We start from the raw sequence: 17,279 nt of genomic DNA on the forward strand, positions 1-17,279 counted from the left end.
CCTCGCAACATCAATGACCACGCTCAGAACAACAATCGCCCGCACCCTCGCCAGAACCCTGCCTAGATGCCCGTGTTGCCAACGACAAATCGAGAATGCTCGATTTATGACACAGTAAGATTAGAAGCAAGATAGGTTTTGAACCGATCCCCCTGGCGCCGGGCAGGCTTGCGCGCCGCGCACGCGACAAGCCGGCGTCCCGTCTCCTACCCTGGAGCCGGAATCGGGCGGGTGGACGATGACTGGCGAGCTTCGGATGGGACGATCGGAATGGCTGCTGCTGTTCGGCCTCGCCGCGATCTGGGGCTCCAGCTTCCCGTTCTACAAGATCATGGTTGCCCAGATACCGCCGATGACGATCGCGCTCGGCCGCACCGCGATCGCCGCCTTGGCACTCAATCTCGTGCTGCGCGCACGAGGCGAGCGGATTGCCGCGACCCGGTGGGACGCGTTCTGGTTTCTCATCTGCGGCATTCTCAACAACGCCCTGCCGTTCAGCCTGATCGCGTTCGGCGAAATCCGGCTGAGCGCCGGGCTCGCCTCGATCCTGAACGCGACCACGCCGATTTTCGGCATCCTGGTCGCCCATATGCTGACCGACAACGAACGACTGACCGGCCCACGTCTCGCCGGGGTGCTGCTCGGCTTCGGCGGAGTCGCGGTATTGCTTGGCCCCGGATTGTTCGATTCCGGCGCCGCCGGCTCGGGCGGGCGGCTGCTCGCCGAAGCCGCCTGTCTCAGCTCGGCGGTGGCTTACGCGTTCGGCGGCGTGTTCAGCCGCCGGCTGTCCGGGCATTCGGCGTTGCGGATCGCGACCGGCCAGGCCACCGCCGCCGCGCTGGTGATGATCCCGCTTGTCGTCGTCTTCGACCGGCCCTGGACAATGCCGATGCCGGGGCCGGCGGCGCTACTCTCGCTCGCCGCCATCGGCCTCGCCTGCACGGCTCTGACCTATGTCATGTATTTTCGGATCATGCGCGTCGCCGGCGCCACCAACATGCTGCTGGTGACGTTGCTGGTGCCGGTGAGCGCGCTGATCCTGGCAGCACTCCTGCTCGGCGAAACCCTCCGTCCCAACGCCTTCGCCGGTATGGCGCTGATCGCTCTCGGCCTCGTCGCGATCGATGGGCGAGTGTTCCGCCGCGTACGTATGTTGAACACGACGAGGTCATAGCGATCCGGTGCCAGTGTCACGAAACTCCGACTGGCGGCTTGCCATGGCGTGTTTCCGAAGCGCGCCTGCTTTCATCCTCCCACGCGGAGAGGATCGATTGAAGCTCGCCATTCGCCGCGCTGAATCCCCCGACCCGAGCCCAGTACATCAGGCTGGAATGATTGGTCTCGCGAACGAAGTGCCCAGCGGCGCGCAGCAGGGACCGCAAAAAGACTGAAAGACGCGACATGATTATTCTCCATTCCCGTTATCGCCGGAGGGCGAGACGCTTGTGTCGCCTGGGCGAAGACCCCCGCATCCGGGGTTGCGCTGAACTTGGGGCGATGGCAGGTATTAGTAAAACGAATTTTTATTATCTGAGAAATCAGCTATTCTGATTCCATGCAATTGACCCCTACCCTCGAATCCGACGTTCTGCGTGCCTTCGTCTGCGTCGCCGAGGAGCGGAGCTTCACCCGCGCCGCGTCCCGCATCGGGCGCACGCAATCCGCCGTATCCATGCAGATCCGCAAGCTCGAGGATGTGCTCGGCCACCGGCTGCTCCATCGCGGGCGCGGCGAGGGTGTGGAGCTGACCGCCCACGGCGTCTATCTTCTCGGACGCGCCAAGGAGATGCTCGCGATCAACGATCAGGTCTGGACCACGTTCCGGGCGCCGGAGATCAGCGGCGAAGTCCGGCTCGGCACGCCGGACGATTATGCGCTGGAATTCCTTCCCGAGATTCTGCGGCGCTTCGCCGATGCGCATCCCGCGGTCCAGATTGCCGTCCATTGCGCGGAATCCGAGAAGCTGGCTCCAGCCGTGGCGGACGGCAAGCTCGATCTCGCCCTGCTTTCCGAAGGATTTGAGCCGGATCATGCGGCGATGACCCTGCTCTGGCGCGGCAAGCTCGCCTGGGCGACATCGGCCCTGCATGATCCGCACCTCTGCGATCCCTTGCCGGTTGCGCTCGCGCATGAGGGCTGCACGTGGCGCCGCGCCGCGACCCGCGCGCTCGAATCCGCCGGCCGCCGCTATCGCGTTGCATATACGTCGGCAACCCATGTCGGCACACTCGTGCCGGTGATCGCCGGGCTGGCGGTCACCGTCGTCGTGCCGACCCTGATGCCGGCCGGCGTCCGGCTGCTGCGCCCCGGCGAATTCGGCCTGCCGCCGCTGCCGGAATACGGCATCCTGCTGATGAAGGGGGTTAGCGAGAATACCAAGACGGTGGATGCGCTCGCGGCCTTCATTGTCGATGGGTTCCGGGCCGAAGCCGCGCGCGTCGAGCAGAAGGCCGCCTGATCCTTGCTTTCTGCCTCAGCGTGGCGAAGGGTTGGCAAATCGTAAAGCCACCCGCAATCCTGGCCGGACCGGATCGTCCCGCTCGGCGGACAGGGTGAGCGTCGCATCGTGCAGTGCCGCGATCGCGGCGGCGAGCGGCAGCCCGAGCCCGTGACCGTCGGTTGCCCGGCTCGCATCCAGCCGGCCGAACCGGCGCAGCGCCAAAGCGTGGCGCTCGGCCGAAATGCCGGGGCCGTCGTCAGTCACTGTCACTTCGATATCCCGCCCGACGCGAGCGGCAGCGAGCACAATCGCCGGACCCTCCCCGCCATGCCTGATCGCGTTCTCGATCAGGTTGGCGACCATCTGGTTGAGCAATGCGGCATCGCCGGTCAGAATCAATCCCGGCTCGATCGTCGCGGTAAACCGCCCGCCGGCGTCCTCGGCAACCGTCTCGTAAGTCTCGGCGATCTCTTCGAGCAGGAGCGAAAAATCGATCCGGGTGAACGATGCCCGCCGCGCCCCGCTCTCGATCTGGGCGAGCCGCAATATCGCCGCCGACAGGCCGAGCGCCGCATCGACCTGACCGATCGCGTCCTCCATCGTCGCGCGCATGACCGCCGGATCGGCCGCGCGTAACGAGAGTTCCAGCGATTCGCGCAAGCGCGCCAGGGGCGAACGTAAATCATGCGCGATCTCGTCGCCGACCGCGCGAATGTTGGCCATCAATTGCTCGATGCGCGCGAGCATCGCGTTGATGCTGGCGGCGAGATGATCGAATTCGTCGCCCGAACCGGAGTGCGGAATCCGGCGGGTGAAATCGCCGGCCATGATCTCCCGGCTCGCGGCGCTCACCGCCTCGACGCGGGCAAGCGCGCGCCGGCCGAAGCCGATGCCGGCGGCCAGCCCGATCGCGAGAGTGATGCCGAACCCGATCATGAAGCTGCGCCGGATCAGCTCGTTCAGCTCGTCGAGCATGGTCGCATCGGCGGCGACGAACAGACGATCGCCTCCGGCGACCGGCACGGCGCGACCGCGCAGCACATGGGTGTGCGGCGCGAAAACCTGGCCCGGCGGCGCGGCGAGCGTGTGCCAGCCGGGGCGCGGCATGGCGAGACGAAGATTGCCGGCGATCTTCCGCCCACCCGCGTCGTCGAGCAGGAAAAATATATTGGCGGGATGCTGGGCCAGCGCCGCGCGCACGCCGGCGATCACGATGCTTCGCGGGGTCATCGGCCCGGCGATCAAAATCTCGGATATCTCGTTGGCGATGTCGGCATCCAGCGTCGCCCGCATCGTGCCCAGCGTGCCGTAATAAATCACCGCGAACACCACCGCCGCGCTGGCCGAGGCGAGGCCCAGGCCAAGGGCCGCGAGCCGAACGCTGGTGGTCTGGAACAGCTTAGGCAGCATCGCCCAGCCGATAGCCTGCGCCGCGGATCGTCTGCACGAGTTCGCGCCCGAACCCCCGATCGATCTTGGCGCGCAGCCGTGAAATGTGAGACTCGACCACGCTGGTCTGCGGGTCGAAATGAAAATCCCAGACATCTTCGAGCAGCATGGTGCGGGTCACCACCTGGCCGGCATGGCGCATCAGATATTCGAGCACCGCGTATTCGCGCGGCTTGAGGGGAATGGTCTGGCCGGCGCGGGTCACTTCGCGGCTCAGCCGGTCGAGTTCGAGATCGGCGACGCGCAGGACCGCATCCTCCGGCTTTAGTGCGCCGCGCCGGGCAAGTGCCGCGATCCGCGCGCTCAACTCCGCCACCGCGAAGGGCTTGACCAGATAGTCGTCTCCGCCGGCGCGCAAACCGTCCACCCGGTCATCCACACCGCCGAGCGCGGTCAGAAACAGCGCCGGCGTTGTCACGCCCGCGCTGCGCAGCGTCCTGACGAGCCCCAGCCCGTCAAGCCCCGGCAGCATCCGGTCCACGATCAGGATGTCCCAGGATTCTCCGGCGGCCCGTAGCAGGCCGGGCCGCCCGTCGGGCGCGACCGAGACCACATGGCCTTCGGGCTCCAGCCCGGCACGCACGAGTTCAGCGGTGCGGGGATCGTCCTCGATCAACAGGATGCGCAGTTCTCGTTTCGGGTCCATGACATCGCAGGATCGGCCGTTCGAGAGCTGGGTCAAGCCGATTTCGGCAAAATTACAAAACGACAAACGCCACGCAAACCGCAGGGCAAGCGGGCGCCGCCAAACCCTCCCGCTCAGCAACCGCACGCATCATGATTTTCCGCAATCCGACCAATCCCTTCATCCCGAGCGCGATCCTGTTGGCTGCCGCCATGACTCTCGCCGGCTGCGCCAGTTATCGGGCGCGGCCGCTCTCGCTCGCGCCGCCGCTCAGGATCGATCTGGCATCGCTCGACCGCACCCCGCAAGGTGGGCGGGTGATCGATGCGACGCGCCCGCTTTCGCCGCAGGCGCTCGCCGCCCTCGCCGTGCTGAACGACCCCGCGCTCGCCGCCGCACGGGCACAAATCGGCATCGGCCGTGCTCAGATCTTCGCCGCCGGCCTGTTGCCCGACCCCAATATCCAGGGCGGATTCGGCGCATTGCTCGGCGGTCCGGGAACGGCGCCTTCGATCAGCGGCGCGCTCGCGCAGGATCTCGCTTCTTTGATCACCCGCGGCGCGAGGCTGCACGCCGCACGAGCGCGCGCGGCGGAAACCGGCGCCAATGTGATGTGGCAAGAATGGCAGGTTGCCTCTCAGGCCGAAACCCTAGCGGTGTCGCTCTGGGCGGACCGGCGCAGCCTCGCCACGCTCGATGCCGCGCGTTCGACTTTGCGAGGGTTGGTCGCGACCTCCCGCCAGGCGGTCGCTTCCGGCAATCTCGCGATCGATCAGGCCTCGGCGGCGCAAGCCAGCCTCGCTAGCCTGGATACGGCGCACGACGCCGTTGCTCAGCAGGAACAGACCGACCACGCCGCCTTGGCCGCGTTGCTCGGCGTCACGCCGAACACCCCGATCCCGCTCGCCCGGCCGCGCATCCCGCGCCTGCCGCACGGTGTGACGCGAAACCTCGTCGTCACGCTCGCGCGGCGCCGGCCCGACCTGATCGCGCTCCGCTATGGCTATCGCGCCGCCGACGCCGATCTGCGCGCGGCGATTCTCGCGCAATTCCCGCTGCTCTCGCTCTCGGTCAATGGCGGGTCGGATACCAGCCGGGTCGCCAGCCTGGGGCCGACGATCTCGCTCAACCTGCCGATCTTCAACGGCAACCGGGGCAATATCGCGGTGGCGAAAGCGACGCGGCGGCAGCTCGACGCGGCCTTTACCGCCGCACTTGGCGTCGCCCAGGGCCAGACCGATTCCGCCGAACAGGCGCTGGCACTGCTCGGGGCGGAGCGGCGAGCCGCCAAAGCCCGTCTGGTTTCCGCCGCAACCGCCGCGCACGCCGCGCGCCGCGCCTATCGCGCAGGCCTGATCGATGCGCGGATCGAAACCGACCTGATCGACCAGGCCGCGACCCGCCAGACCGAACTGATCGCGTTGGACCAGAAAAACGCGGCCGGGCGCATCGCGCTGGCGAGTTTGCTGGGTGCCGGCCTGCCCGTCGTTTCTCATACCGGAGGTGCGCCATGACATGGATGATGCTCCCACTCGCGCTGATCCTGGCGATATCCTCGTCCGCGCTGGCCGAACCCGCGCCCAGCGTCCTGGTCACCACAGCACCGGTCAAATCCGGCAGCATCGAGCGGAGCATCACCGCCTACGGCACGGTCCAGGCCGGTCCCGGAGCGTCCGATACGCTTGCCGTCGCCTATGCGGGCATCGTCAAGCGGGTCGATGTGGTGCCGGGCGCCTCGGTGCATCGCGGCCAGGCCATCGCGCTGATCGGCACCGCGCCGAGCGCGCAATCCACCTATGTCCAGGCCGAAGCCGCGTTGCGCGCGGCGAAGCAGACGCTCGCGCACACCAGAGGCCTGGTCGCCTCCCACCTCGCGACCCGGATGCAGCTCGGCCAGGCGGAACAGGCGGCAACCTCAGCGCTTTCGGCGCGGAACGCACTGCGCCGCGAGGGCGCCGATCGCGCCACAGCACCGATCGTAGCACCCTATGACGGGATCGTCGCCGCCATCGCAGTGGCGCCGGGCGCGCAGTTGCTGCCGGGCGCGGCGATCGCCACCGTTCTGCGCGGCGATGCCCTCGTCGCCACCGTCGGACTCGATCCGTTTCAGGCCGGACAGGTGCGCGCGAGCGACAAGGTCGCGGTCATCCCGGTCGCCGGCAACGGGCGCGGCACGCTGCGCGGCGTGGTGCTCGCGGTATCCACCATGGTCAATCCGCAAAGCGGCCTCGTCGATGCCACGATCAAGCTGCCTCCGGCGCACGTCCTGGTAGGCGAGCAGGTCACCGCCCGGATCGATATCGGCTCGGCGCGCGGCATCATCGTGCCGCGCGACGCGGCCTTGCCGGACGGGCACGGCTATACGCTCTGGCAGGTGAAAAGCGGCCATGCGACGCCGGTTCCGGTGGACGTTCGCGCCAGCGCCGGAAATTCGTCGGTGGTCAGCGGCAGGATCGACCCCGCTTTGCCCATCGTGACGACCGGCAACTATCAGCTCACGCCGGGAATCGCGGTCCGGGTACAGCGGTAATGGGTTTCGCCCGGTTCCTCGCGCGCCACCAGCGGGCGATCCTGTTCCTGATGGCGAGCCTCGCCCTCGCTGGCGCGGTCGCGGCGATGTCCCTGCCCGTCGGCCTGTTCCCACGCACCTCGTTTCCCCGCGTGCGCGTCAATATCGATGCCGGCGCACGTCCTGCCCAGCAGATGGTGTTGCAAGTGACCAAGCCGGCGGAACAGGCGCTGCGCGCCATCCCAGATGTGGTTTCGGTGCGGTCGTCGACCTCGCGCGGCTCGGCGCAGATCTATGTCGACTTCAACTGGGGCCAGAACATGGGCCACGCGACGACCGAGGTCGACGCCGCGATCGCCCGGAAGCTGCCCGACTTCCCGCCGGGCACCACCTATGTCGTGCGCCGGATGGACCCGACCGTGTTCCCGATCATCGCCTATGCGATGACCTCGCACAGTATTTCGGAAACCAGGCTGCGCACCATCGCGCAATACCACATCGTTCCCGTGCTGACGCGGATTCCGGGCGTCGCCAAGGTCAGCGTGCAGGGCGGTACGACGCCCGAGGTGCATGTCCTGGTCGCGCCGCAGCGCCTCGCCGCGATGCATGTCACGCTGGCGCAGGTCGAGCAGGCGGTCAGCAAATCGAACGTCCTCGCCGCCGTCGGCCGCATGGCGGATCGCGACCGGCTCTATCTGCTGGTCCAGAACAACACGCTGAACTCGGTGCGCGCGGTGAAACGCATCGTGGTGCGCGCCGGGCCAGACGGCGTGGTGCGGCTCGATCAGGTCGCCACGGTGCGCATGGGCACCGTGCCGGTCTATTACCGGGTCGCCCAGAATGGCGTTCCGGCAGTCACGCTCCAGGTGTTCCAGCAGCCGAACGGCAATGCGGTCGCGGTCGACGCGGCGGTGCGCAAGGCACTCACCGCCTATAAAGCCAATCTGCCGCACGGCGTGACATTGGTAAAATGGTATGACCAGAGCCGGTTGGTCAGCGCCGCCGCCGGTTCGGTGCGCGATGCCATCCTGATCGGCGTGATGCTCGCCGGCCTGGTGCTGATCGGCTTTCTGCGCAGTTGGCGCGTCACGCTGATCGCGCTCCTCGTCGTCCCCGCCTCGATGGCATCAGCGGTTCTGCTGCTGTCGCTTGCGGGGATGAGCTTCAACATCATGACGCTCGGCGGATTGGCCGCCTCGGTCGGTCTGGTGATCGACGATGCGATCGTCATGATCGAGCATGTCGCGCGCCGCGCTGGCCATGCCGCCGGCAATGCCGCGAAGGGGGCGGTTCTCGCCGCCGCCGCCGAGTTCCTGCCGCCGCTGTCCGGCTCCTCGATGGCCACGCTCATCGTGTTCGCCCCGCTCGCCCTTCTGTCCGGGGTGACCGGCGCATTCTTCAAGGCGCTGTCGATCACCATGGCGGCCACCCTCGCCGCCTCGTGGCTGCTGTCGGCCTTCGCTGTACCGGTGCTCGCCCGCGCCCTGATCGATTTCGACAAATGGCACGACCCGTTGGAAGCGCACGATGCCGCCGACCACGCGGGCTGGCTCACCCGCACGCACGCGGCACTGCTGCCCAGGCTGATCGCCCGGCCCGGACTGCTCGCTCTGGGCATCGCCCCACTTATCGTCGCCGGTTTCCTTACCTATCGCGCGGTGCCCACCGGATTCATGCCGCATCTCGACGAAGGCGGTTTTGTGCTGAACTATCAGACCCGGCCGGGAACTTCGCTCGCCGAAAGCGTGCGCGAGGTGAACCAGGTGGAGGCAATCCTGCGTGCCGATCCGGCGGTGAAAACCTTCTCGCGGCGCACCGGCGCGGGGCTCGGCGGCGATCTGAACGAGCCCTACCAGGGCGATATTTTCGTCCAGCTCAAGCCGCATGGCGACCGGCCGTTGATCTGGCCGGTGATGGACCGGGTCCGGCGAAACATCGAAGCGAAGGTGCCGGGAATCGATTTCGACGAATCGCAAATGCTGAGCGATCTGCTCGGCGATCTCACCGGCGTGCCCGAACCGATCGAGATCAAGCTGAGCGGCGCGCCCGCCCAACTGCTCTCGACCGCGCGACGCGTCGCGACAGCGATCGGCGGCATCCGGGGCGTGGTTTCGGTAAACAACGGCGTCGTCCTCGCCGGCGATGCGATCGACATCCATGTCGATACCGCGCGGGCCGCGATGCTCGGTCTCGACCCCGCCTCGGTGCGCCAGACCCTGCGCACCGCGCTTCAGGGCAGCGTTGTGTCGGCGTTACCCGGCCAGTATCGCTTCACCGGCATCCGCGTCACCCTGCCGCAGGATGCCAAGCGGCATATCGGCGATCTCGCGCGCATCCCGGTGGCGACACCATCCGGCGCGCTGATCCCGATGGGCGATTTCGCAACGTTCAACGTGGTGTCCGGCCAGCCGGAGATCGACCGCGACAATCTCCAGCGCATCGTCGCGGTCACCGGGCGGATCAGCGGACGAGGCATCGGCGGGGTGATCGCCGATGTGCGGCACACCCTCGCCAGGCCGGGCATGCTGCCGCCCGGAATGCACTACACGCTCGGCGGACTCTACAAGCAGCAGCAGATCGCCTTTCTCGGCCTCGCCAAGGTCTTCGTCGCGGCGATCGCCGCCGAATTCATTCTCCTCTTGTTCCTGTACCGCAGCTTCATCATTGCCGGGACAATCCTCTCGACCGCCCTGCTCGCCAGCCTCGCGGTATTTATCGGGTTGTTCGTCTCCGGCGTGCAGCTCAACATCACCGCCCTGATGGGCATGACGATGATCGTCGGGCTCGCCACCGAAATGGCGATTTTCTACGTCTCGGAATATCAGTCTCTCGCGGAACACAACGACCCGCTCGAATCGCTCGTCACCGCCAGCCGCAACCGGCTGCGCCCGATCGCGATGACCACGCTCGCCGCTATCCTAACGCTGTTGCCGCTCGCTCTCGATATCGGCGAAGGCTCGGGGATGCAGCAACCGCTGGCGATCGCGATCATCTCCGGCTTCATCGTGCAGTTCCCGCTGGTTCTGCTGGCACTGCCGGTTCTGCTGAAGCTCGCGGTGAAAAAACCAACCTGAATCGGCGCGCCGCGCCATAACCTCCCGCTTATGGGCGACATTTGCGCTCATATCCCTGATTTCACTTGATTAAGCTGGCTGGAAGGCGCCTCCTCAAGGGCGTTTCCGTTCCGCTTTGTCCAAGAAAATCAGGTCATGACGCCGCAACCGATCAAGTTCTATTTCAGAAATCAAATCGCCCGCGTCGACGGGCTGCCGACCACGACCACGGTGCTGGACTGGCTGCGCATCCATGCCGGCCGCCCCGGAACCAAGGAAGGCTGCGCCGAAGGTGATTGCGGCGCCTGCACGATCGTCGTCGCCGAGCTGGCGGACGCCGCCGACCCGGCACAAGGCGCGATTCGCGTCGGCGATCTGGCGCTGCGCCCGATCAATGCCTGCATCCGCTTCCTGCCCACGCTGCACGGCAAGGCGTTGCTGACGGTCGAAGACCTGCGCTCGCTTACCGATCGGGCGCTGCACCCGGTGCAGCAGGCGATGGTCGATTGCCACGCCTCGCAATGCGGCTTCTGCACGCCCGGTTTCGTGATGTCGCTGTTCGCGACCTACACGAAGCATATCGAGGCCGGCACCCGCCCGACCCGCCAGCAGGTCGCCGACGATCTTGCCGGCAATCTCTGCCGCTGCACCGGCTACCGCCCGATCCTTGATGCCGCTGCCAAAATGTTCGAGTTTCCCGCCGAGCATGTCGACGCCGCGCCGATCGCCTCCGCCCTGCGCGCCATCGCTGCGGAAACCGAGGAGCCATTCGTCTATGCGGCGCCCAACCCGGCCTATCCGGTGGCCGATGGCGCACGGATCGATCACTTCCACGCGCCGAAAACCCTCGCCGGCCTAGCCGCTCTCTATGCCGAAAAGCCGCGGGCGCGGCTGCTCGCCGGCGCTACCGATATCGGCCTCTGGGTGAACAAGCTGTTCCGCGATGTCGGCGATCTGATCTATCTCGGCGATGTCGTCGAACTGCGCGCGATCGAGCGGGACGGTTCGCTGCTGCGCATCGGCGCCGCCGTTCCGCTGGAAGACGCCTGGGGCGCCCTGATCGAGACCATGCCCGAGCTAGAGGAGATGGCGCTCCGCTTCGCCGGGCCGCCGGTGCGCCACGCCGGCACCATGGGCGGCAATGTCGCGAACGGCTCGCCGATCGGCGATGCAGCGCCGGTGCTGATGGCACTGGACGCAACCCTGGTGCTGCAACAAGGCGTGCGCATCCGGCGCCTGGCTCTCACCGATTTCTACCTCGACTATATGCGCAACGCGCTTGAGCCAGGCGAATTCCTCCACAGCATCGACGTTGCTCTGCCGGCACCGGAAACACATTTGCGCGCCTACAAGATTTCCAAACGAACCGATTGCGATATCTCGGCCGTCAGTTGCGGTTTCGCGCTCACGCTGCGGGACGATCAGGTTGCGTCGATCCGCCTCGCCTTCGGCGGCATGGCCGCGACCGTCCGGCGCGCCCGCGAGGCCGAGGCCGCTCTGCTCGGCGAGACCTGGTCCGAAACCGCTATCCGCGCCGCGATGGACGCTCTCGGACGCGACTTTGCACCGCTCACCGATCTGCGCGCCTCCAAGGATTATCGGCTACGGGTCGCACGCAACCTGCTCTGGCGCTTCTGGGTGGAAAACCGCCCGATCGCGCCTTTGCCGCAAGAAGAGACCCGCGCGCAGCGCATCGAGCATCGGGAGGCCGTCGCATGAACCAGGATGTCGCCCTGAAGCCCGGCTTCGCCGGCCATATTCCAGCCTCCTGGGCCGACGCCGATGCGGCAGCCTTGAGCGCGGGCGCGCGCGTCGGCGTCAGCCCGCCGCATGAATCGGCCCATCTCCATGTGGCCGGCGCCGCGCCCTATATCGACGATATCCCGGAAGCCGCCGGCACGCTGCACGCGGCGCTCGGCCTGTCGCCCGTTGCCGCCGGGCGGCTTGTTAACATCGACCGGGAAAGACTGATGGCGATGCCCGGCGTGGTCGCGGTGTTCACCGCATCCGACCTACCGGGCGTCAACGATTGCGGACCCGTCGTCCATGACGATCCGATCCTTGCCGACGGCACGTTGCGCTATCTCGGTCAGCCGGTGGCCCTCATCGTCGCCACCGAACGCGATCTGGCCCGGCGCGCCGCCGCGCTGATCAAGGACTGCCTGATCATCGAACCTGCCGCGCCGGTCCTGACCCAGCGCGCCGCTCACGCGCGCGGCGATTACGTGCTCAAGCCCGCCCATCTGATCCGCGAATCCACCGAGGGTGCGCTCGAACGGGCGCGCGTCGCGGCGCCGCACCGCCTGCGCGGCCAGTTCAGCCTCGGCGGCCAGGAGCAGTTCTATCTCGAAGGGCAAATCTCCTATGCGATCCCGGCGGAAAACGACGGGATGCGCGTGCTCTGCTCCACCCAGCACCCGAGCGAGATGCAGCACGTCATCGCTCATGCGCTCGGCTGGCGCAGCCATCAGGTTCTGGTGGAATGCCGCCGCATGGGCGGCGGTTTCGGCGGCAAGGAATCGCAATCCGCGCTGTTCGCCTGCGCCGCCGCCCTCGCCGCGCATCGGCTGCAGCGCCCGGTGAAGCTGCGCCTCGACCGCGACGACGATTTCCTGATCACCGGACGGCGTCACGGGTTCGAATACGATTACGACGTCGCCTTCGAAGAAACCGGCCGGATTCTTGCGATCGAGGCTGACTTGATCGCCAATGCCGGCCACTCCGCCGATCTGTCGGGTGCGGTGATGACCCGCGCGCTCTGCCATCTCGACAATGCGTATTTCCTGCCCGAGGTCGCGATCCACGGCTACAACGCGCGCACCAACACCCAGAGCAACACCGCGTTTCGCGGCTTCGGCGGCCCGCAGGGCGCGCTGCTGATCGAGATCGTGATGGACCGGATCGCCCGCGCCCTTGGCCGCGACCCGCTCGATGTCAGGCGGGCAAATTTCTACGGCACCGACGAGCGCAACGTCACCCCCTACGGTCAGGTCGTCGAAGACAACGTGGTCCACAAGATCGTCGATGATCTCCTCGCCGACAGCGACTATCGCAAGCGGCGCGCGGCCATCGAGGCGTTCAACCGCCACAGCGAAGTCCTGAAAAAGGGAATCGCACTCACCCCGGTGAAATTCGGCATTTCGTTCAACGTGCCGCATCTCAACCAGGCCGGCGCGCTGGTTCACGTCTATGTCGACGGCAGCATCCTGGTGAACCACGGCGGCACCGAAATGGGCCAGGGGCTTAACACCAAGGTCGCGCAAATCGTCGCCGACGCGCTGGGTGTCGGCTTCGCCGCCGTGCGCTGCACCGCGACCGATACGTCGAAAGTCGCCAACACCTCGGCAACCGCCGCCTCCACCGGTGCGGACCTGAACGGTATGGCCGCGCAGGATGCCGCGCTGACCATCCGCGCCCGCCTCGCTGGCTTTGCCGCACAGCGCTACGGCGGCAGCGCCGAAAATGTTCGTTTCGCTAACGACGAGGTGAAAATCGGCACGACTATCCTGCCCTTCGCCACCCTGGTCCGTCAGGCCTACGAAGCGCGGGTGCAGCTTTGGAGCGACGGGTTCTACGCGACACCGAAGGTCCACTGGGACCCGAAAACCCTGCGCGGCCGGCCGTTCTACTATTTCGCCTATGGCGCGGCGGTCAGCGAGGTCGTTGTCGATACGCTGACCGGCGAGTTTTCGCTGCTGCGCGCCGATATCCTGCACGATGCCGGACGTTCGCTGAACCCGGCGATCGATATCGGCCAGATCGAGGGCGCTTTCATCCAGAGCATGGGCTGGCTGACCATGGAGGAACTGGTCTGGCATCCGCAATCCGGCATGCTGCTCACCCATGCCCCGAGCACCTACAAAATCCCGACCGCGAATGACTGCCCGGACGCGCTGAACGTCCGGCTGTTCGACAATCCCAACGCCGAACCGACCATCCATCGCTCGAAGGCGGTCGGCGAACCGCCGATGCTCCTCGCGTTTTCAGTATTGCTCGCGATCCGCGACGCGATCGCCGCGACCGGTGGCCAAGGTGCGGACCCGCCATTGCGCGCGCCGGCAACGCCCGAAGCGATCCTGGACGCGGTCGACGCCGTAAGGAGTGCCGCGACATGATCGCCCGATTCCCATACGGGGTCTGCGTCGAGGTGCGCGCGGTGCGCGGCTCGGCGCCGCGCGAGGTCGGCGCACGGATGCTGGTGAAGCCGAACGGGACAGAAGGCAGCATCGGCGGCGGCCAGCTCGAACACACTGCGACCACCCGCGCCCGCGACATTCTCGCCGATTGGGTTTCGGGCAACGGCCCGATCATCGACGATGTCGAAACCCGTGCGCTGGGCCCGCATCTCGGCCAATGCTGCGGCGGCGTCGTGACGCTCGCCTATACCCCCTGGCTCGAACCCCATCTGCCGCCGCCGCCTTCCCTGTTCCGTTTGCAGCTGCACGGAGCCGGTCATGTCGGGCGCGCCCTCGTGCGCGTGCTGTGCGATCTCCCCTGCACGATCGACTGGGTGGATGTCCGCCCCGACGCGTTCCCGCCGATCGCACCGGGCGACACGACAGCGGCAATAGACTGTCACCGTGTCGATGAGCCGGAAGTCATGATCGAGGCGGCACCGTCCGGCTGCATGATCCTGGTGATGACCCATAGCCATGCACTCGACGCCGCCATCTGCGAAACGGCGCTGCGCCGTGACGATCTCCCCTATATCGGTCTGATCGGCTCGGCGACCAAGCGTGCGCGATTCGAACATCGCTGGCGGCGTCAAGGTCTTTCGGCAGAGGCGATTGCCGGGTTGACCTGCCCGATCGGAATCGGCGGCATTGCCGGCAAGCAGCCGGAGGTTCTGGCCGTCGCGGTCGCGGCGCAATTGCTGCTGCAGGCTGGCGGCCCCGCCGCGGCGCCACGCAGAGAGCCGCTACTCGCCGAGCATTCCTGCGCCGGATGCGCATCCGCGACGACCCTGTGTGGGGCATCATAATCCAGGCGCTATGACGCGCATTTCGGTTATCGCCTCCAGCCTGATCGATTTATCACTTAATCCGGTATCGCGGATCGGAGAGGACAATGACACGTCTGACCACCCATATTCTCGACACGGCGAATGGCCGCCCGGCTTCCGGCGTGCGCATCCGCCTCTATGCGCAGGCGCAGCCGGGCAAGCTACTCGCTGAAGCCGTCACCGACGCGAACGGCCGCGCCGCCTGCACGCCCCAGGACGCGGCCGGATTGCCCAGCGGCGTCTATGATCTGGTCTTTTCGATCGGTCCCTATTTCGCGGCGCAAAGCCGAGAGCCCGCACCCCAAACCTTTCTCGACGACATCGTGCTGCGCTTCGGCATGAACGCCGAAGAACCTCACTATCATATCCCGCTTCTGGTCTCGCCCTGGAGCTACACAACCTATCGCGGAAGCTGAATTCCATGTTTTCATATCTAACCGGCTGGGCAATGGGCCTGCTGATCTGGCTGCACGTGATCGCGGCGATCGCCTGGATCGGCGAGTCGTTCTACTTCGTCATGCTCGACAACAGCCTGCACGAACCCGAAGAGGAGGCCGAACGGCGCAAAGGCGTGTTCGGCGAGTTGTGGGCCGTGCATGGCGGCGGATTCTATCATTCGCAGAAATATCTCGTCTCGCCGGCACGTATGCCGGACGATCTGCACTGGTCGAAATGGAAATCCTATGCGACCTGGCTTTCGGGATTCGCCTTGCTGACAGTGATGTATCTGATGCAGCCGGGCACCTATCTGATCGACCCGTCGGTTGCCCATCTCACACCGTCTCTCGCAATCATCTGCGTGCTTGGCTTTCTGCTCGCGGGCTGGGTCGTCTATGACATCGCGTGCCGGCTGCTCGGCAAGAACGATTTTGTGCTCGGCGTCGTGATCGCGATTTTCGTGGCGGCCGCCGCCTTCCTCGCGACTCATCTGTTCGCGCCGCAGGCGGCCTTCCTCATCGTCGGCGCGATGATCGGCACGATCATGTCCGCCAACGTCTTCTTCTGGATCATTCCAGGACAGAAGAAGATGGTGAACGCCCTGGCGCGCGGTGAAACGCCGGACCCGATCCCCGGCAAGCGCGCCAAACAGCGGTCCGTGCACAATACCTATTTCACCCTGCCGGTCGTGTTCGCGATGCTGAGCAGCCATTTCAGCATGCTCTACGGCGGCGCCGCCAACTGGCTCAGCCTCTGGCTGGTGATGGTCGCGGGCGCGCTGATCCGTCAGTATTTCGTCATGCGCCATACCAAGAGCGAGATCTGGCAATTGCCCACGATGGCGGCCGGACTGATCGTCATCGTGATGGTCCTGGTCGCACCCGCCCACTTGATCGGCGGGGCAGTGCACGCCCAGACCGCTGCGGCCAACGCACCTGGTCCGACCGTCGACACCGCCGCGGTCACGCCGATCATCCAGGATCGCTGCGGGAAATGCCACTCGGCGCACCCGACAATGATGTCCAGCGCACCGGACGGGTTGATCTTCGACACGGCGAGCGAAATCCATCAGCACGCCGCGCTGATCTATCAGCAGGCGGTGCAGGCAAAATCGATGCCACCAGGCAACATCACGCACATCACCAAGGCCGAACGTGCCAAGATAGGCCGGTGGTTTCAGGGTGGTGCGAAATGACCGTCATGAACAAAGCAGTCGCCGAGGCTCCGCTGACGATCGATGCGCTCAACCGGATGGCGGAGACGATGTTCGTCGAAGCGCTCGCCGATATCTATGAGCACTCGCCATGGATCGCGGCGAAAGCCGCCGCCGAGCGTCCTTTCGTCGGCACCGACGATCTCGTCGAAGCGATGGCCGAGATCGTTCTCACCGCCGATCAAGAAAAGCAACTGGCACTCCTGAACGCGCATCCCGAACTCGGCCAGTCCGGCACCCTGACCTCGGCATCGACGATCGAGCAGCGCTTCGCCGGCTTCGATCGCATGACGCAAGGTGATGCCGAACGGCTCGCGACACTCAATCGCGCCTATCGGACCCGTTTCGGCTTTCCGTTCATCATCGCGGTGCGGGGTCAGAAGAATGCCGAAGCCATCATCGAAAGACTGCAACAACGCCTTGCCCACGATCAATCCGCCGAAGCGAAGCTGGCCCTCGACGAGGTGATCAGGATCGCCAACTTCCGGCTGCGGCGCCGCATCCACGATCCACAACAACCAGTAGCATAAGCAACAATACGAACGAGGGA

The 17,279-nt window shown here is 66.2% G+C and carries 13 protein-coding genes; 11 read left to right on the forward strand and 2 right to left on the reverse strand.

Features of this window, described 5'->3' with window-relative positions; all coding sequences use genetic code 11:
• Nucleotides 1–238: 238 nt before the first annotated feature.
• A complete protein-coding gene (locus L2A60_RS12960) occupies nt 239–1,174 on the forward strand; it encodes a DMT family transporter (RefSeq protein ID WP_235704830.1) in 936 nt (311 codons plus the stop codon).
• Nucleotides 1,175–1,555: 381 nt separating this feature from the next.
• A complete protein-coding gene (locus L2A60_RS12965; RefSeq protein ID WP_235704831.1) occupies nt 1,556–2,458 on the forward strand; it encodes a LysR substrate-binding domain-containing protein in 903 nt (300 codons plus the stop codon).
• Nucleotides 2,459–2,473: 15 nt separating this feature from the next.
• On the opposite strand, the gene L2A60_RS12970 is transcribed toward L2A60_RS12965, so the two are convergent.
• A complete protein-coding gene (locus tag L2A60_RS12970; RefSeq protein ID WP_235704832.1) occupies nt 2,474–3,850 on the reverse strand; it encodes a sensor histidine kinase in 1,377 nt (458 codons plus the stop codon).
• Nucleotides 3,840–4,517 carry a response regulator transcription factor gene (locus tag L2A60_RS12975; RefSeq protein WP_235704872.1) on the reverse strand — a complete coding sequence of 226 codons (678 nt, stop codon included), beginning with the start codon at nt 4,515–4,517 and terminating at the stop codon, nt 3,840–3,842. Before L2A60_RS12975 ends, L2A60_RS12970 begins: the two co-directional genes overlap by 11 nt.
• 149 nt (nt 4,518–4,666) lie before the next feature.
• Between L2A60_RS12975 and L2A60_RS12980 the strand changes: the two genes are divergently transcribed.
• The 9 genes from L2A60_RS12980 to uraD all read left to right on the forward strand — a co-directional run bounded on the left by L2A60_RS12980 (nt 4,667) and on the right by uraD (nt 17,259).
• Entirely contained in the window at nt 4,667–6,028 is a 1,362-nt protein-coding gene (locus L2A60_RS12980; RefSeq protein ID WP_235704833.1) for a TolC family protein, read from the forward strand.
• On the forward strand, nt 6,025–7,044 hold the full coding sequence (locus tag L2A60_RS12985) for an efflux RND transporter periplasmic adaptor subunit (RefSeq protein ID WP_235704834.1): 1,020 nt from the start codon (nt 6,025–6,027) through the stop codon (nt 7,042–7,044). Before L2A60_RS12980 ends, L2A60_RS12985 begins: the two co-directional genes overlap by 4 nt.
• Nucleotides 7,044–10,097, forward strand: a complete 3,054-nt coding sequence (locus L2A60_RS12990; RefSeq protein WP_235704835.1) for an efflux RND transporter permease subunit — start codon at nt 7,044–7,046, stop codon at nt 10,095–10,097. The genes L2A60_RS12985 and L2A60_RS12990 overlap by 1 nt, the downstream gene beginning before the upstream one ends.
• A 135-nt stretch (nt 10,098–10,232) precedes the next feature.
• Nucleotides 10,233–11,795, forward strand: a complete 1,563-nt coding sequence (gene xdhA, locus L2A60_RS12995) for a xanthine dehydrogenase small subunit (protein ID WP_235704836.1) — start codon at nt 10,233–10,235, stop codon at nt 11,793–11,795.
• A complete protein-coding gene (gene xdhB / locus L2A60_RS13000; RefSeq protein ID WP_235704837.1) occupies nt 11,792–14,191 on the forward strand; it encodes a xanthine dehydrogenase molybdopterin binding subunit in 2,400 nt (799 codons plus the stop codon). The genes xdhA and xdhB overlap by 4 nt, the downstream gene beginning before the upstream one ends.
• A complete protein-coding gene (xdhC, locus tag L2A60_RS13005) occupies nt 14,188–15,057 on the forward strand; it encodes a xanthine dehydrogenase accessory protein XdhC (RefSeq protein ID WP_235704838.1) in 870 nt (289 codons plus the stop codon). The genes xdhB and xdhC overlap by 4 nt, the downstream gene beginning before the upstream one ends.
• A gap of 86 nt (nt 15,058–15,143) precedes the next feature.
• Nucleotides 15,144–15,494: a hydroxyisourate hydrolase gene (gene uraH / locus L2A60_RS13010; protein WP_235704839.1), complete on the forward strand. Its 351-nt coding sequence runs from the start codon at nt 15,144–15,146 to the stop codon at nt 15,492–15,494.
• 5 nt (nt 15,495–15,499) lie between these two features.
• Entirely contained in the window at nt 15,500–16,711 is a 1,212-nt protein-coding gene (locus tag L2A60_RS13015; RefSeq protein ID WP_235704840.1) for a urate hydroxylase PuuD, read from the forward strand.
• 5 nt (nt 16,712–16,716) lie between these two features.
• The gene (uraD, locus tag L2A60_RS13020; RefSeq protein WP_235704841.1) at nt 16,717–17,259 is read left to right on the forward strand and encodes a 2-oxo-4-hydroxy-4-carboxy-5-ureidoimidazoline decarboxylase; all 543 of its coding nucleotides are present in this window, start codon (nt 16,717–16,719) and stop codon (nt 17,257–17,259) included.
• Nucleotides 17,260–17,279 lie beyond the last annotated feature (20 nt).

Origin of the sequence: Acidiphilium iwatense (assembly GCF_021556475.1) — a bacterium.
Taxonomy (GTDB): Bacteria; Pseudomonadota; Alphaproteobacteria; order Acetobacterales; family Acetobacteraceae; genus Acidiphilium; species Acidiphilium iwatense.

Excerpts from the sequence above, each read along its gene's own strand:
- L2A60_RS12985 (WP_235704834.1), top strand. The coding sequence starts at position 6,025 with ATGACATGGATGATGCTCCCACTCGCGCTGATCCTGGCGATATCCTCG.
- uraH (WP_235704839.1), top strand. The coding sequence starts at position 15,144 with ATGACACGTCTGACCACCCATATTCTCGACACGGCGAATGGCCGCCCG.
- L2A60_RS12990 (WP_235704835.1), top strand. The coding sequence starts at position 7,044 with ATGGGTTTCGCCCGGTTCCTCGCGCGCCACCAGCGGGCGATCCTGTTC.
- L2A60_RS12960 (WP_235704830.1), top strand. The coding sequence starts at position 239 with ATGACTGGCGAGCTTCGGATGGGACGATCGGAATGGCTGCTGCTGTTC.
- L2A60_RS12970 (WP_235704832.1), bottom strand. The coding sequence starts at position 3,850 with ATGCTGCCTAAGCTGTTCCAGACCACCAGCGTTCGGCTCGCGGCCCTT.
- L2A60_RS13015 (WP_235704840.1), top strand. The coding sequence starts at position 15,500 with ATGTTTTCATATCTAACCGGCTGGGCAATGGGCCTGCTGATCTGGCTG.
- xdhA (WP_235704836.1), top strand. The coding sequence starts at position 10,233 with ATGACGCCGCAACCGATCAAGTTCTATTTCAGAAATCAAATCGCCCGC.
- L2A60_RS12965 (WP_235704831.1), top strand. The coding sequence starts at position 1,556 with ATGCAATTGACCCCTACCCTCGAATCCGACGTTCTGCGTGCCTTCGTC.
- uraD (WP_235704841.1), top strand. The coding sequence starts at position 16,717 with ATGAACAAAGCAGTCGCCGAGGCTCCGCTGACGATCGATGCGCTCAAC.
- xdhC (WP_235704838.1), top strand. The coding sequence starts at position 14,188 with ATGATCGCCCGATTCCCATACGGGGTCTGCGTCGAGGTGCGCGCGGTG.
- L2A60_RS12980 (WP_235704833.1), top strand. The coding sequence starts at position 4,667 with ATGATTTTCCGCAATCCGACCAATCCCTTCATCCCGAGCGCGATCCTG.
- xdhB (WP_235704837.1), top strand. The coding sequence starts at position 11,792 with ATGAACCAGGATGTCGCCCTGAAGCCCGGCTTCGCCGGCCATATTCCA.